14 protein-coding genes and 5 tRNA genes are annotated in these 15,184 nt (G+C 55.0%); 11 read left to right on the forward strand and 8 right to left on the reverse strand.

The genetic code is table 11. The annotated features are described in order from the left end of the window. Window positions 1-40 precede the first annotated feature (40 nt). The 10 genes from tolB (at window position 41) to pnuC (ending at window position 5,356) form a co-directional block, all read left to right on the forward strand. Entirely contained in the window at window positions 41-1,333 is a 1,293-nt protein-coding gene (gene tolB, locus N2K86_RS06305) for a Tol-Pal system beta propeller repeat protein TolB (RefSeq protein WP_089598921.1), read from the forward strand. Between the two features lie 35 nt (window positions 1,334-1,368). Next, on the forward strand, window positions 1,369-1,890 hold the full coding sequence (pal, locus tag N2K86_RS06310) for a peptidoglycan-associated lipoprotein Pal (RefSeq protein ID WP_003858578.1): 522 nt from the start codon (window positions 1,369-1,371) through the stop codon (window positions 1,888-1,890). A 9-nt stretch (window positions 1,891-1,899) separates the two neighbouring features. Next, entirely contained in the window at window positions 1,900-2,694 is a 795-nt protein-coding gene (gene cpoB, locus N2K86_RS06315) for a cell division protein CpoB (RefSeq protein WP_100165267.1), read from the forward strand. Between the two features lie 161 nt (window positions 2,695-2,855). Continuing rightward, a tRNA-Lys gene (locus N2K86_RS06320) sits at window positions 2,856-2,931 on the forward strand. A gap of 27 nt (window positions 2,932-2,958) precedes the next feature. After that, window positions 2,959-3,034 (forward strand) — tRNA-Val (locus N2K86_RS06325). 3 nt (window positions 3,035-3,037) lie between these two features. Then, window positions 3,038-3,113, forward strand: a tRNA-Lys gene (locus N2K86_RS06330). A 41-nt stretch (window positions 3,114-3,154) separates the two neighbouring features. After that, window positions 3,155-3,230: transfer RNA gene (locus N2K86_RS06335), tRNA-Lys, on the forward strand. 31 nt (window positions 3,231-3,261) lie between these two features. Then, window positions 3,262-3,337: transfer RNA gene (locus N2K86_RS06340), tRNA-Lys, on the forward strand. Between the two features lie 233 nt (window positions 3,338-3,570). After that, a complete protein-coding gene (gene nadA / locus N2K86_RS06345) occupies window positions 3,571-4,614 on the forward strand; it encodes a quinolinate synthase NadA (RefSeq protein WP_260660851.1) in 1,044 nt (347 codons plus the stop codon). 22 nt (window positions 4,615-4,636) lie between these two features. After that, the gene (gene pnuC / locus N2K86_RS06350; RefSeq protein ID WP_221550701.1) at window positions 4,637-5,356 is read left to right on the forward strand and encodes a nicotinamide riboside transporter PnuC; all 720 of its coding nucleotides are present in this window, start codon (window positions 4,637-4,639) and stop codon (window positions 5,354-5,356) included. Here pnuC and zitB read toward each other — a convergent pair. Together zitB and N2K86_RS06360 are read right to left on the reverse strand one after the other, a co-directional pair. Next, window positions 5,353-6,291 (reverse strand): CDF family zinc transporter ZitB, encoded by a 939-nt coding sequence (gene zitB, locus N2K86_RS06355; protein WP_260660852.1) that lies wholly within the window; start codon window positions 6,289-6,291, stop codon window positions 5,353-5,355. The two genes, pnuC and zitB, sit on opposite strands and share 4 nt — an antisense overlap. 99 nt (window positions 6,292-6,390) lie before the next feature. Continuing rightward, window positions 6,391-6,771, reverse strand: coding sequence for a YbgS-like family protein (locus N2K86_RS06360; RefSeq protein ID WP_260661639.1), 381 nt, complete (start codon window positions 6,769-6,771; stop codon window positions 6,391-6,393). Between the two features lie 304 nt (window positions 6,772-7,075). Between N2K86_RS06360 and aroG the strand changes: the two genes are divergently transcribed. After that, a complete protein-coding gene (gene aroG / locus N2K86_RS06365; protein WP_260660853.1) occupies window positions 7,076-8,128 on the forward strand; it encodes a 3-deoxy-7-phosphoheptulonate synthase AroG in 1,053 nt (350 codons plus the stop codon). A gap of 61 nt (window positions 8,129-8,189) precedes the next feature. Here aroG and gpmA read toward each other — a convergent pair whose 3' ends face one another. From gpmA to modF, 6 genes are all read right to left on the reverse strand, one after another. After that, window positions 8,190-8,942, reverse strand: a complete 753-nt coding sequence (gpmA, locus tag N2K86_RS06370; protein ID WP_089598926.1) for a 2,3-diphosphoglycerate-dependent phosphoglycerate mutase — start codon at window positions 8,940-8,942, stop codon at window positions 8,190-8,192. A 276-nt stretch (window positions 8,943-9,218) separates the two neighbouring features. Beyond that, window positions 9,219-10,262 (reverse strand): galactose-1-epimerase, encoded by a 1,044-nt coding sequence (gene galM, locus N2K86_RS06375; RefSeq protein ID WP_260660854.1) that lies wholly within the window; start codon window positions 10,260-10,262, stop codon window positions 9,219-9,221. Next, window positions 10,256-11,404 carry a galactokinase gene (gene galK, locus N2K86_RS06380; RefSeq protein ID WP_260660855.1) on the reverse strand — a complete coding sequence of 383 codons (1,149 nt, stop codon included), beginning with the start codon at window positions 11,402-11,404 and terminating at the stop codon, window positions 10,256-10,258. The genes galM and galK overlap by 7 nt, the downstream gene beginning before the upstream one ends. Before the next feature lie 2 nt (window positions 11,405-11,406). Then, window positions 11,407-12,453, reverse strand: coding sequence for a galactose-1-phosphate uridylyltransferase (gene galT / locus N2K86_RS06385; protein WP_260660856.1), 1,047 nt, complete (start codon window positions 12,451-12,453; stop codon window positions 11,407-11,409). A gap of 9 nt (window positions 12,454-12,462) precedes the next feature. Next, a complete protein-coding gene (gene galE / locus N2K86_RS06390; RefSeq protein WP_260660857.1) occupies window positions 12,463-13,479 on the reverse strand; it encodes a UDP-glucose 4-epimerase GalE in 1,017 nt (338 codons plus the stop codon). Between the two features lie 201 nt (window positions 13,480-13,680). Then, the gene (gene modF / locus N2K86_RS06395; RefSeq protein WP_260660858.1) at window positions 13,681-15,153 is read right to left on the reverse strand and encodes a molybdate ABC transporter ATP-binding protein ModF; all 1,473 of its coding nucleotides are present in this window, start codon (window positions 15,151-15,153) and stop codon (window positions 13,681-13,683) included. Window positions 15,154-15,184: the final 31 nt, after the last annotated feature.

Raw genomic sequence — 15,184 nt, forward strand, 5'->3', positions numbered from 1 at the left:
AAATTATCGTGGGTAAGGTTACCCAGATAAGGGAGATATGATGAAGCAGGCATTACGTGTAGCATTTAGTTTTTTAATGCTGTGGGCAGCTGTGCTGCATGCAGAAGTACGTATCGAGATCACCCAGGGGGTGGACTCGGCGCGCCCAATCGGCGTTGTTCCGTTCCAGTGGGCTGGCCCGGGTGCGGCGCCTGAAGACATCGGCGGCATTGTAGCCGCTGACCTGCGTAACAGCGGCAAATTCAACCCATTAGATCGTTCTCGCCTGCCACAGCAGCCGGGCACCGCGCAGGAAGTACAGCCTGCGGCGTGGTCTGCGCTGGGTATTGATGCGGTCGTGGTCGGTCAGGTAACGCCTGCCCCAGACGGTGGCTATAACGTGGCTTATCAGTTGGTCGATACCGGCGGTGCGCCAGGTACCGTTCTGGCTCAGAACACGTATAAAGTGAACAAGCAGTGGCTGCGCTATGCGGGTCACACCGCAAGTGACGAAGTGTTTGAGAAGCTGACCGGTATTAAAGGTGCATTCCGTACCCGTATCGCTTACGTGGTTCAGACCAACGGCGGTCAGTTCCCGTATGAGCTGCGCGTCTCTGACTACGATGGCTACAACCAGTTCACCGTGCACCGTTCTCCACAGCCGCTGATGTCTCCGGCGTGGTCTCCTGACGGTTCCAAACTGGCCTACGTAACCTTCGAAAGCGGTCGTTCTGCGCTGGTTATCCAGACGCTGTCTAACGGTGCCGTGCGTCAGGTTGCGTCGTTCCCACGTCACAACGGTGCGCCTGCGTTCTCTCCGGATGGCTCAAAACTGGCCTTTGCCCTGTCTAAAACCGGTAGCCTGAATCTGTACGTGATGGATATCGGCTCTGGTCAAATCCGTCAGGTGACGGATGGCCGTAGCAACAACACCGAACCAACCTGGTTCCCGGACAGCCAGAACCTGGCGTTTACGTCCGACCAGGCAGGTCGTCCACAAGTTTATAAAGTGAATATCAACGGCGGAGCGCCGCAGCGTATTACCTGGGAAGGTTCTCAGAACCAGGATGCTGACGTCAGTGCCGATGGTAAAACGATGGTAATGGTCAGTTCTGCGGGTGGTCAGCAGCACATTGCCAAACAAGATCTGGTTACGGGTGGCGTGCAAGTTCTCTCGTCAACGTTCCTGGATGAAACGCCAAGTCTGGCACCTAACGGCACGATGGTAATCTACAGCTCTTCTCAGGGGATGGGATCTGTGCTGAATCTGGTTTCTACAGATGGGCGTTTCAAAGCGCGTATTCCGGCAACTGATGGACAGGTAAAATCACCTGCCTGGTCGCCGTATCTGTAAATAATAATTAATTGATTACTAAAGGAATCTTAGAAATGCAACTGAACAAAGTGCTGAAGGGGCTGATGATCGCTCTGCCTGTAATGGCAATCGCAGCGTGTTCTTCTAACAAGAACGCAAGCAATGACCAGAGCGGTGAAGGCATGATGGGTGCCGGCACCGGTATGGACGCTAACGGCAATGGCAACATGTCTTCTGAAGAGCAAGCGCGTCTTCAGATGCAGCAGCTGCAGCAGAACAACATCGTTTACTTCGATCTGGATAAATACGACATCCGTTCTGATTTCGCTGCGATGCTGGATGCTCACGCTAACTTCCTGCGTAGCAACCCGTCTTACAAAGTCACCGTAGAAGGTCACGCGGACGAACGTGGTACTCCAGAGTACAACATCTCCCTGGGTGAACGTCGTGCTAACGCTGTTAAAATGTACCTGCAGGGTAAAGGCGTTTCTGCTGACCAGATCTCCATCGTTTCTTACGGTAAAGAAAAACCTGCAGTACTGGGTCACGACGAAGCGGCTTACTCCAAAAACCGTCGTGCCGTACTGGTTTACTAAGAGAATGGCATGAGCAGTAACTTCAGACATCATCTCATGAGTCTGTCGTTACTGGTTGGAATAGCGGCCCCATGGGCCGCTTTTGCTCAGGCACCAATCAGTAGTGTCGGCTCAGGCTCGGTAGAAGACCGGGTCACTCAACTCGAGCGTATTTCTAACGCTCACAGTCAGCTTTTAACCCAACTCCAGCAGCAGCTTTCCGATAACCAAAACGATATTGACTCTCTCCGCGGCCAGATCCAGGAAAGCCAGTATCAGTTGAACCAGGTTGTGGAACGCCAGAAGCAGATTTTGCTTCAGATGGATAGCCTGAGTAGCGGTGGTGCAGCAGCACAGCCAGCAGCGGGCGACCAAAGCGGTGCGGCGACAGCGACACCTGCTCCGACAGCAGATGCGCCAGCCTCTTCAGGCGCGCCTGTACAGAGCGGTGACGCGAATACCGACTACAACGCAGCAATTGCCCTGGTGCAGGACAAATCTCGCCAGGACGACGCTATCGTTGCGTTTCAGAACTTCGTGAAGAAGTACCCTGATTCCACTTACCAGCCAAATGCGAACTACTGGCTCGGTCAGCTGAATTACAACAAGGGTAAAAAGGACGATGCGGCGTTTTATTTTGCCTCAGTGGTGAAAAATTACCCGAAATCCCCAAAAGCGCCGGATGCGATGTATAAGGTCGGCGTGATCATGCAGGACAAAGGTGACACTGCGAAGGCCAAAGCGGTTTATCAGCAGGTTGTCACAAAATTCCCTGGTACCGAAGGTGCCAAACAGGCGCAAAAACGGCTGAGTTCGATGGGATGATTATCGCATGACCAGAAATCGCGTTATTTCTGGTCGTGCAGCGTGATTACTAAGCAGTTAAGTGATCTTCATCGAAATTTTTGTTGCGCAGAATTCTTAAATCAGTAATATATGCCGCCGTTGCCACGGGATATCAAACAACGTGAAAACAGCGTAAAAGTGGGTCGTTAGCTCAGTTGGTAGAGCAGTTGACTTTTAATCAATTGGTCGCAGGTTCGAATCCTGCACGACCCACCACTTAACGCAAAACCAGTAGTACAGAGTGGGTGATTAGCTCAGTTGGTAGAGCATCTCCTTTACACGGAGGGGGTCGGCGGTTCGAGCCCGTCATCACCCACCACTCGGGTCGTTAGCTCAGTTGGTAGAGCAGTTGACTTTTAATCAATTGGTCGCAGGTTCGAATCCTGCACGACCCACCAATTTTATTGGTACCGAGTGATAATTCAGGCAACACCCAGATGGGTCGTTAGCTCAGTTGGTAGAGCAGTTGACTTTTAATCAATTGGTCGCAGGTTCGAATCCTGCACGACCCACCAGCCTGAATAAATTTGAAGTACATCCCGCAAGGGGTCGTTAGCTCAGTTGGTAGAGCAGTTGACTTTTAATCAATTGGTCGCAGGTTCGAATCCTGCACGACCCACCAATGTAAAAAAGCGCCCTAAAGGCGCTTTTTTGCTATCTGAAGTTCAGAAACCTACCCTGTAGGTCGGGTAAGGCGAAGCCGCCACCCGACAAATGCTATGTGCACCTATACCCGGTGACTTTTCTTCTCAAATTCGCTATCTTGTTTAGTATACAAAACACAATTGCCGACCGTTTTGCTATGTTGCGCAAAATAAAGGCAATATTGTTAAGCCAGTAAAACGAGAAGCCATAATGAGCGTGATGTTTGATCCCGAAGCCGCAATCTATCCGTTTCCGCCAAAGCCTGTCCCGCTGAGTCAGGATGAAAAGCAGTTCTATCGCGAGAAGATCAAGCGTCTTCTCAAAGAACGAGATGCGGTAATGGTGGCCCATTACTACACCGACCCGGAAATCCAGCAGCTGGCGGAAGAGACCGGCGGGTGTATTTCTGACTCACTGGAGATGGCACGCTTCGGTGCAAAACATCCCGCTTCCACGCTGCTGGTCGCTGGCGTGCGCTTTATGGGTGAAACGGCAAAAATTCTCAGCCCGGAAAAAACCATCCTGATGCCGACGCTGAATGCGGAGTGTTCACTCGATCTCGGCTGCCCTGTTGAAGAATTCACCGCGTTTTGCGATGCCCATCCTGACCGCACCGTGGTGGTCTATGCCAATACGTCTGCGGCAGTAAAAGCCCGCGCAGACTGGGTGGTGACCTCCAGCATCGCCGTTGAACTGATTGAACATCTGGATAGCCTGGGCGAGAAAATCATCTGGGCGCCTGACCGCCATCTCGGTAATTACGTTCAGAAGCAAACAGGCGCGGATGTTCTCTGCTGGCAGGGCGCGTGTATCGTTCATGACGAATTTAAGACTCAGGCGCTGACGCGTATGAAGGCGCTGTACCCCGAAGCGGCCATTCTGGTGCATCCAGAGTCGCCTCAGTCGATTGTAGATATGGCCGATGCGGTTGGCTCAACCAGCCAGCTCATTACTGCGGCCAGGACGCTGCCGCATCAGCAGCTTATCGTGGCTACCGATCGCGGTATTTTTTACAAAATGCAGCAGGCGGTGCCGGAAAAAGAGCTACTCGAAGCGCCAACTGCAGGCGAGGGGGCAACGTGCCGCAGCTGTGCGCACTGCCCGTGGATGGCGATGAACGGCCTGAAAGCGATTGCCGAAGGGCTCGAGACGGGCGGGGCAGCGCATGAGATTCATGTTGATGCGGCGTTGCGAGAAGGTGCGTTAATTCCACTTAACCGCATGCTGGATTTTGCGGCTACACTACGTACTTAACTTATTCAGAATCGGGGAAAAGATGGATTTTTTTAGCACGCAGAACATTTTGGTTCATATACCGATTGGTGCGGGTGGCTATGACCTGTCATGGATTGAAGCCGTTGGCACGCTGGCGGGGTTACTCTGTATCTGGCTGGCGAGCCTGGAGAAGATCAGCAATTACGCGTTCGGGCTGATTAACGTCACGCTGTTTGCGATTATCTTCTTCCAGATCCAGCTCTACGCCAGCCTGCTTTTGCAGCTGTTTTTCTTTGCGGCCAATATTTACGGCTGGTACGCGTGGTCGCGTCAAAACAGCCAGCAGGAAGCCGAATTGCAGATCCGTTGGCTGCCGCTGCCGAAAGCCATCGCCTGGCTTGTCGCCTGCGTGGCTGCCATTGGCTTAATGACCGTTTATATCAACCCGGTGTTTGCGTTCCTGACGCGCGTTGCCGTTTCGGTCATGTCCGGACTCGGTTTGAATGTCACGATGCCTGAACTCCAGCCGGATGCCTTCCCGTTCTGGGATTCCTGCATGATGGTGCTGTCGATTGCGGCGATGATCCTGATGACCCGAAAATATGTCGAGAACTGGCTGCTGTGGGTCATCATCAACGTCATTAGCGTGGTGATTTTCGCCCTGCAGGGCGTCTATGCCATGTCGCTGGAATATCTGCTGCTGACCTTCATTGCCCTTAACGGCAGCCGTATGTGGATTAACAGCGCGCGTGAGCGAGGCTCGCGCGCGCTTTCCCACTAATGGTGATGATGATGTGAATGGCCGGACTGCGCCTCGTTCAGGTGGCAGTCTGGCCCGCTACAGGGCTGATACTCCATTTGGATCGTCGAATGGGCAATCTCATAGTGATGCTTCAGAAAATGCTGGATACGTTCGAGCAGCGCGTCGTGATCGTGGGGTGGGATCACCTGAACGTGCAGCGTCATGACAGGCTTTTCTCCGACCAACCACACGTGGACGTGGTGGACGTTTCGCACCTCCGGAATCGAGCGGCTCAGATTTCGTCTCAGCTCACCGATGTCCATTGACGTGGGGGCACCTTCCAGCAACTCATTGACGCTCTCTTTCAACAGCCGCCAGGCGCTGCGTAGTACCAGACAGGACACGAGCACCGAAAGAATCGGGTCGATGGGTGTCCATCCCGTCCCCAGAATAATCAGCGCAGCCACAATCGCCCCAACGGAGCCGAGCAGATCCCCCAGAACATGCAATGCCGCGGCACGCACATTGAGATTCTTTTCCCCGCTGCCGCGATGCAAAATCCAGAACGCCAGAATGTTGGCGATCAGGCCCGCTATTGCAATGACCATCATGGTGGTTCCGGCGATGGGCTGCGGGTGTCTGAAGCGCTGAACGGCTTCCCAGACGATAAGGATGGTTATCACCACAAGCGCAATCGCGTTAACGAAAGCGGCAAGCGTAGTGAGTCTGAGCCAGCCAAACGTGTGGCGAGCATTGGGTGGACGGCGTGAGAACTGGACGGCGAGCAGAGCAAACAGCAGGGCTGCCGCATCGGTAAGCATATGTCCCGCATCTGCCAGCAAAGCCAGTGAACCTGAGATTATCCCCCCAATGACCTCGATAACCATAAACGTTGCGGTGACGCCAAATGCCAACAGCAGCCGTTTGGCATTTTCATCGCCGGAGGTGGGGGAAGGGGAGTGTGTGTGCGCCATGTCATCTTTCCTGATTTGTTATTATTTTTAGTGTAGCGTTTTTAAGAGCTTAAATAAAAAAGGAGAGCACTCGCTCCCCTTTATTCAGATTACTCAGCGTTACTGCGTGGTGCCGTCAGTTTTGGTATCCGCATCACTGCCGACTTTGTCATTTGGGTCCGGACAGCGGCCGTCTTTACACATAGAGTTTTTGTGCACTTCATCTTTGGTCATGCTGTCGTGATTCATGGTGCCAGAATCCGTACCATTGGGATGTAGCATGGTGCCGCCGGTTTGGGTATTTCCGGAATTGATCTGGCTGTTATCGACATTATTTGGCGCGATGTTTTGTTTAGCATCAGGGGCGACCTGGCCAGCAGCGGCGGCTGCATTAGCATCGCCGTTGCTGTCTGATGAGCCCGTGTCAGCGGCCAGGACGCTACCGCTTGCCAGAGTGAGTGTGGCGGTCAGAAAGAGAGTTGCCAGTTTCGTCATTTTCATCATGCTGCTCCTGTTCTTGTCGTTACGCTGGATAACATTCTCCAACAGTGCATCGTTTTCAGAGGTGAAAGATTCCGCCTTACGGACTTATGCCAGTAGGGAATCGCGTTTAAGCATGTAAAATTGGTTGTTACAGTTAAAAAGCTTAGGTTAGATCTCGTTTTTCGCTATTTTGTGGCGATTTTTAGGCGAATTCCAGGAATTATCTGCGTGAAGTGTAAAAGCCCGTTTACACTTCCTGGCCGACAAGTTAGATTGAAAGCATTGCTTTCACTACTAAAGATATGGCAGAGCCGGAAAGAAGATGAATTATCAGAACGACGATTTACGCATTAAAGAGATCAATGAGTTATTACCTCCTGTAGCACTCCTTGAAAAATTCCCCGCCACTGAAAATGCTGCAAATACGGTGTCTCATGCCCGCAAAGCGATCCATAAGATCCTGAAAGGCAGCGACGATCGTCTTCTGGTGGTGATTGGCCCGTGCTCTATTCACGACCCTGCTGCCGCGAAAGAATATGCTGCCCGCCTGCTCACCCTGCGTGAAGAGCTGAAAGGCGAGCTGGAAATCGTGATGCGCGTCTATTTTGAAAAACCGCGCACCACCGTGGGCTGGAAAGGGCTGATTAACGATCCGCATATGGATAACAGCTTCCAGATCAACGACGGGCTGCGCATTGCCCGCAAGCTGCTGCTGGAAATCAACGACAGCGGCCTGCCTGCCGCGGGTGAGTTCCTGGACATGATTACGCCACAATACCTGGCAGACCTGATGAGCTGGGGCGCAATTGGTGCCCGCACCACGGAATCTCAGGTTCACCGCGAGCTGGCGTCCGGCCTCTCTTGTCCGGTTGGCTTCAAAAACGGCACTGACGGCACCATTAAGGTCGCTATCGACGCTATCAACGCAGCGGGCGCGCCGCACTGCTTCCTCTCCGTGACCAAATGGGGTCACTCTGCGATTGTGAACACCAGCGGTAACGGTGACTGCCATATCATTCTGCGCGGCGGCAAAGAGCCAAACTACAGCGCAAAACATGTTGCAGAAGTGAAAGTGGGACTGGAAAAAGCCGGACTGTCGCCGCAGGTCATGATCGATTTCAGCCATGCCAACTCCAGCAAGCAGTTTAAAAAGCAGATGGAAGTGGGGGCAGACGTTTGCCAGCAGATCGCCGGCGGTGAAAAAGCGGTGATCGGGGTGATGATTGAAAGCCATCTGGTTGAAGGTAACCAGAATCTGGAAGGCAGTGAACCGCTGGTTTACGGTAAGAGCGTCACCGATGCCTGCATTGGCTGGGACGATACCGACGCCATCCTGCGTCAGCTGGCGAATGCGGTAAAAGCGCGTCGCGGCTGAGTCCTCAGGCACAAATAAAAAAGCGCGGAAGGCTCCGCGCTTTTTTTATGCCTTGCGAAAATTACTTCGCTTTACCCTGGTTCGCCACAGCCGCTGCTTTCGCTGCGATCTCGTCCGCGTTGCCCAGATAGTAATGTTTGATTGGCTTGAAGTTTTCGTCGAACTCATATACCAGCGGTACGCCAGTTGGGATGTTCAGTTCGAGGATTTCGTCTTCACCCATGTTGTCCAGGTATTTCACCAGCGCACGCAGGGAGTTACCGTGAGCGGCGATGATCACGCGCTCACCGCTTTTCAGGCGTGGCAGAATGGTTTCATTCCAGTAAGGCACAACGCGGTCGATGGTCAGCGCCAGGCTTTCAGTCTGTGGCAGTTCTGCGTCGGTCAGTTTAGCGTAACGTGGGTCGTGACCCGGGTAGCGCTCGTCATCTTTGGTCAGCTCTGGTGGGGTTACCGCAAAGCCGCGACGCCACTGTTTAACCTGCTCGTCGCCATATTTCTCAGCGGTTTCCGCTTTGTTCAGGCCCTGCAGCGCACCGTAGTGACGCTCGTTCAGTTTCCAGGATTTCTCAACCGGCAGCCAGGCCTGATCCAGTTCGTCCAGCACGTTCCACAGGGTGTGGATGGCACGTTTCAGCACAGAGGTGTAAGCAAAATCAAAGGTGAAGCCTTCATCCTTCAGCAGTTTACCTGCCGCTTTGGCTTCGCTTACGCCTTTCTCAGACAGATCAACGTCGTACCAACCGGTGAAGCGGTTTTCGTTGTTCCACTGGCTTTCGCCGTGGCGCACCAGAACCAGCTTAGTTACAGCCATATCGTACTCCTCATAAGCTTTATTGAATGATAACAATTCTCATTATATTGCTGTGGGCGTGCCAGCAGCAACGCTTAACCCTAACCATAGCGAAAATAGTCTCTGAGTGTAAGATGCTTGTGAATCCAGGGTTATGATTTTGTCTGCGATCGGCGCTATTTTCAGCAAGGCGCGCAGAAAAAAGCCCTCGCGGTGAGGGCCTGGCTTTTTTTGCCGGATGGCGCTTCGCTAATCCGGCCTAAGAGTAGGCCCGTGCAAGCGTAGCGCCGCCGGGCATTAAGCGCGCGGAATGAAATGATACTCGGTGACGCTAACGTACTCTTCGCCGGGGCGTAGTACGCAGTCCGGCTGTGGCCATTCCGGATGGTTCGGGCTGTCCGGCAGGAACTCGCTTTCCAGCGCCAGCCCTTGCCAGTCGCTGTACTCCTCGTGCTCGCGCGCCGTCGTGCCGCCGAGGTAGTTGCCTGAATAGAACTGCAGGGCAGGGGCGGTGGTGTAGACCGTCATCTGCAGTTTCTCATCCGCAGACCAAACCTGCGCGGCAGGTTGTTTCACATCACCTTTGGCCTGCAGCAGGAAAGCGTGGTCGTAGCCTTTTACCTTACGCTGATCTTCATCGCTCAGAAAATCCTGGGCGATAGTTTTCACGCTGCGGAAGTCAAAGCTGGTCCCGCTCACGTCTTTGAGCCCCTGATACGGAATGCCCATCTCGTCAACCGGCAAATACGCATCTGCTATGATCTGCAGCTTGTGGTTACGCACGTCGCACTGGTTACCGTCCAGGTTGAAGTACGCGTGATTGGTCAGGTTGACCGGGCACGGCTTGTCGACTGTCGCACGATATTCAATGGCGATACGGTTGTCGTCGGTCAGCGTAAAGCGCGCGGAGGCGAAAAGGTTACCCGGGAAGCCCTGATCGCCATCCAGCGAATCCAGAGAGAACAGCACTTCCCCGTCGTTTTGACGAACAATTTTCCAGCGGCGTTTATCAAACCCGTCCGGTCCGCCGTGCAGCTGGTTCTCACCCTGGCTTGGCTGCAGGGTGTACTGCACGCCGTCGAGTTCAAAACGGCTCTTCGCGATGCGGTTCGCATAGCGCCCAACGGACGCGCCCAGATAGGCGGACTGATTTATATACTGCTCAGGCGAGGCGCAGCCGAGCAGAGTCTCGCGCACGCTGCCGTCCGGCATCGGTACGCGGGCAGAAAGAAGGGTCGCACCCCAGTCCATCAGCGTAACCACCATCCCCGCGCTGTTGCGCAGGGTTAACAGGCGATACGGCAGACCATCCGGTGCAAGGGTAGGTGTTTCGTTTAGCACTGTCCGGCTCCTTGTGATGCTTTACAAACATAGAAGGTTTCTTTGATACCCGTTTTTGCTTCGTACTGCTTCGCCACGGCGTCCTGTACGGCAGGGACCAGCTCTTCAGGCACCAGCGCAACGATGCAACCGCCAAAGCCGCCGCCCGTCATACGCACGCCGCCTTTGTCGCCAATGGCCGCTTTAACGATGTCTACCAAAGTGTCGATTTGCGGCACAGTGATTTCAAAATCATCGCGCATGGAGGCGTGAGATTCCGCCATCAGCTCGCCCATGCGTTTCAGGTCACCTTTCGCCAGCGCGGATGCGGCTTCAACGGTACGGGCATTTTCCGTCAGCACGTGACGCACGCGTTTGGCGACAACCGGATCCAGCTCGTGAGCCACTTTGTTAAATTCATTGAGCGTCACGTCGCGCAGGGCGGGCTGCTGGAAGAAGCGCGCGCCGGTTTCGCACTGTTGGCGGCGGGTGTTGTACTCGCTGCCTACCAGCGTGCGTTTAAAGTTGCTGTTGATAATCACGACAGCCGCACCTTTTGGCAGGGGAACGGCTTTGGTTCCAAGCGTTCGGCAGTCGATCAGCAGCGCGTGCTCTTTTTTGCCGAGCGCGGAGATCAGCTGGTCCATGATGCCGCAGTTGCAGCCCACGAACTGGTTTTCTGCTTCCTGACCGTTCAGGGCGATTTGCGCGCCATCCAGCGGTAAATGATAGAGCTGCTGGAACACGGTACCCACGGCCACTTCCAGAGACGCAGAGGAGCTTAAGCCCGCCCCCTGCGGCACATTGCCGCTGATGACCAAATCGGCGCCGCCGAAGTTCTTATTACGCTTCTGCAGATGTTTCACCACGCCGCGCACGTAGTTAGACCACTGCTGGCTATCGTGCGTCACAATCGGGGCATCGAGGGAAAACGCGTCCGTCTCATTACCGTAATCCGCCGCAATCACGCGAACCTGGCGGTCGTCGCGCTTCGCGCAGCTGATGACGGTCTGGTAATCGATGGCGCACGGCAGCACGAAACCGTCGTTATAGTCGGTGTGTTCACCGATCAGGTTAACGCGGCCTGGTGCCTGGATAACGTGGGTGGCAGGGTAGCCAAATTTCTCAGCAAACAGGGATTGTGTTTTATCTTTCAGACTCATTTTTAGACTCCTGATTCGCGATAGTGGACGTCGCTAACGGCGCGCAGACGTTCTGCCGCCTGTTCCGCCGTCAGGTCACGCTGGGTTTCCGCCAGCATTTCATAGCCCACCATAAATTTACGCACCGTCGCAGAGCGCAGCAGCGGCGGATAGAAATGGGCGTGCAGCTGCCAGTGTTGATTCTCTTCCCCGTTAAACGGGGCGCCGTGCCAGCCCATAGAGTACGGGAAGGAGCACTGGAAGAGATTGTCGTAACGGCTGGTCAGTTTTTTCAGCGCCAGCGCAAGGTCGTCGCGCTGCGCGTCGCTGAGGTCGGTAATGCGCTGCACGTGCGCTTTCGGCAGCAGCAGCGTTTCAAACGGCCAGGCAGCCCAGTAAGGGACGACGGCCAGCCAGTGTTCGGTTTCCACCACGGTGCGGCTGCCGTCTGCCAGCTCACGCTGGGTGTAATCCACCAGCATCGGTGAGCCGTTTTCCAGGTAATACGCTTTCTGCAGACGGTCTTCACGCTCGGCTTCGTTAGGCAGGAAGCTGTTCGCCCAGATCTGGCCGTGCGGGTGCGGGTTAGAGCAGCCCATCGCCGCGCCTTTGTTTTCGAACACCTGCACCCACGGGTAGCTCTGCCCCAGCTCTGCGGTTTGCGTCTGCCAGGTGCTCACGACCTCTTTCAGCGCGTCCACGCTCAGCTCCGGCAGCGTTTTGCTGTGATCGGGCGAGAAGCAGATCACGCGGCTGGTTCCGCGCGCGCTTTCGCAGCGCATCAGCGGATCGTGGCTTTCCGGCGCGTCCGGCGTATCGGTCATCAGGGCGGCGAAATCGTTGGTGAAGACGAAGGTGCCTTTGTAGTCCGGGTTTTTATCCCCGGTGACGCGCGTATTGCCCGGACAGAGGAAGCAGTCCGGGTCGTGCTGTGGCAGCGTCTGTTTTGCAGGCGTCTCCTGCGCCCCCTGCCAGGGGCGCTTGGCGCGATGCGGAGAGACCAAAATCCATTGCCCGCTAAGCGGGTTAAAACGACGATGCGGATGATCGACGGGATTAAATTGCGTCATGACGGATCCTTAGTCCGGATAGCCCTGCGGATGGCGTGACTGCCAGTGCCAGGTATCCTGTGCCATTTCATCAAGCGTGCGCGTGACACGCCAGTTAAGCTCTTTATCGGCTTTGGTTGCATCGGCCCAGTAAGCAGGTAGGTCGCCATCACGACGCGGGGCGAAGTGGTAGCTCACCGGCTTACCGCAGGCTTTGCTGAAGGCGTTAACCACATCCAGCACGCTGCTGCCGACCCCGGCGCCGAGGTTGTAAATATGCACGCCCGGTTTGTCAGCCAGCTGCTGCATCGCCGCCACGTGGCCGTCGGCCAGATCCATTACGTGGATGTAGTCACGCACGCCGGTGCCGTCTTCGGTAGGGTAGTCATTGCCAAAAATGGCCAGCGAGTCGCGGCGGCCTACGGCGACCTGGGCGATGTACGGCATCAGGTTGTTCGGGATCCCCTGCGGATCTTCACCCATATCTCCCGACGGATGCGCGCCGACCGGGTTGAAGTAACGCAGCAGCGCGATGCTCCACTCCGGCTGTGCTTTTTGCAGGTCGGTCAGGATCTGCTCCACCATCAGCTTGCTTTTGCCGTAGGGGCTTTGCGGGGTGCCGGTCGGGAAGCTTTCTACGTAAGGGATTTTGGGCTGATCGCCGTAGACGGTGGCGGAGGAGCTAAAGATAAAGTTTTTAACGTTGGCCGCACGCATGGCGGAGATGAGACGCAGGGTACCGTTGACGTTGTTGTCGTAATACTCGAGCGGTTTCGCAACGGACTCACCGACGGCCTTCAGGCCCGCGAAGTGGATCACCGCTTCGATGGCGTGGTCGTGAAGGATCTCGGTCATCAGCGCTTCGTTGCGGATGTCGCCTTCCACGAAGGTTGGCTGTTTTCTACCAAGACGTTCAATCACCGGCAGCACGCTGCGCTTACTATTGCACAGGTTATCGAGGATGATCACATCGTGACCATTTTGCAGCAGTTGCACACAGGTATGACTTCCGATGTAACCGCTACCACCTGTTACCAGAACTCGCATAATTCGCTCCATTGGGCTTATGGTATGTAATAACCATAGCATAACAGAGACGTGAAAAGTGTGACATGGGATAAAATAGTGGAATCGTTTACACTCGTTTTCACACTCGCTTTTCCTTTGAGTGATAACATTGTAGATCAAAGGGATAGCGATGTATTGATGTAAGTTATCTGAAAAAGCGGAGGGCAGTGCCCTCCACGGTTAATCGATTTTGCTGAGAAGGTAGCGATAGCCCTCACCGTCCGGGACAAACTCAAGGCGATGTGTGATACAGGAGGGCGCATCTTCGGCATGGTGTGAAACGAACAGCAATTGCGTTTCACCTTCACTGATGAGGATATCGACAAAGCGACGGACCAGTTGGCGGTTGAGCGGATCCAGCCCCTGAAGCGGTTCGTCGAGAATCAGCAGCGTCGGGTGTTTTACCAGCGCGCGAACAATGAGTGCCAGGCGCTGCTGTCCCCACGACAGGCTATGGAACGGCGCGTCAGCAACCCGGCTGTCCATGCCCAGAATAGCAAGCCACTGCTGAACCAGCTTGTGCTGTCTGTCTGAAACCGCCTGATAAATCCCGATGGAGTCAAAATACCCGGAGAGGATCACGTTGCGCACCGTGGTACTGACGCGATAATCCAGATGCAGGCTGCTGCTGACGTAGCCGATATGTTTTTTGATATCCCAGATGGTTTCGCCGCTGCCGCGACGTCGGCCAAACAGCGTCAAATCGTTGCTGTAGCCCTGCGGGTGATCGCCGGTTACCAGGCTCAGCAGCGTCGATTTTCCCGCGCCGTTAGGGCCGACAATCTGCCAGTGTTCGCCGGGATTAACCGTCCAGCTAAGGTGGTTCAGGATCGGTCTATCGTCAAAGGAGACCACGCCGTCGCGCAGAACGATAAGTGGCTGGTGGGGAGCGAGATCCTGGCGTGCCGCCGGGGCGTCGGGCTCCGGAAGCGCGATACCGTCCAGTTTTTCGCTGTGCGCTAGCTGAGCAATCAGCGCCTGCCTGAGCAATGCGGATTTTTCCCCGGTTTCGGTCAAATTGCAGTCTGCCAGCACGCCCGCGTTCTGCACGAAATCCGGAATTTCATCGAAGCGATTAAGCACCAGTACGACGGTGTAACCATCCTGATTAAGCGTTCCTAACAAGGCGGCCAGCTGGGCACGGGAGTGCACATCCAGCCCGTCGAACGGCTCATCCAGAATCAGCAGTTCCGGCTGGCTCATCAATGCCTGGCACAGCAGCGTTTTGCGCGTCTCGCCGGTGGAAAGGTATTTGAAGCGCCGGTTCAGCAGGGCGGAGATGCCAAACTGCTCCGCCAGCTGCTGGCAACGGGCTGGGTTTTTGACCTCGTCCTGAATAATTTCTGCTGTGGTGCGACCGGTATCATCTTCACCCGGGCTGAGCAGGTCGGTGTTGTTGCGCTGCCACTCATCGCTCACCAGCTTTTGGAGCTGTTCAAACGACAGGCGCGTCATGCGGGTGAAGGTGGTCTGGCGTTCGCCTTTAAGCTGGGTTAGCTCTCCGGCCAGAGCTCGCGCCAGCGCTGATTTGCCGCTGCCGTTGGTACCCACAAACGCCCAGCTTTCGCCTGCGCGCAGCGTTAGATCAGGAAGGGTCAGCGTCCGGGTATCGCTAAGACGAAACGTGCCTTGCGAAATATGCAATGATGACATGATGTATCCCATTTTTTGCAGCGATAGATGT

This window comes from Enterobacter mori (assembly GCF_025244905.1).
GTDB lineage: Bacteria > Pseudomonadota > Gammaproteobacteria > Enterobacterales > Enterobacteriaceae > Enterobacter > Enterobacter mori_A.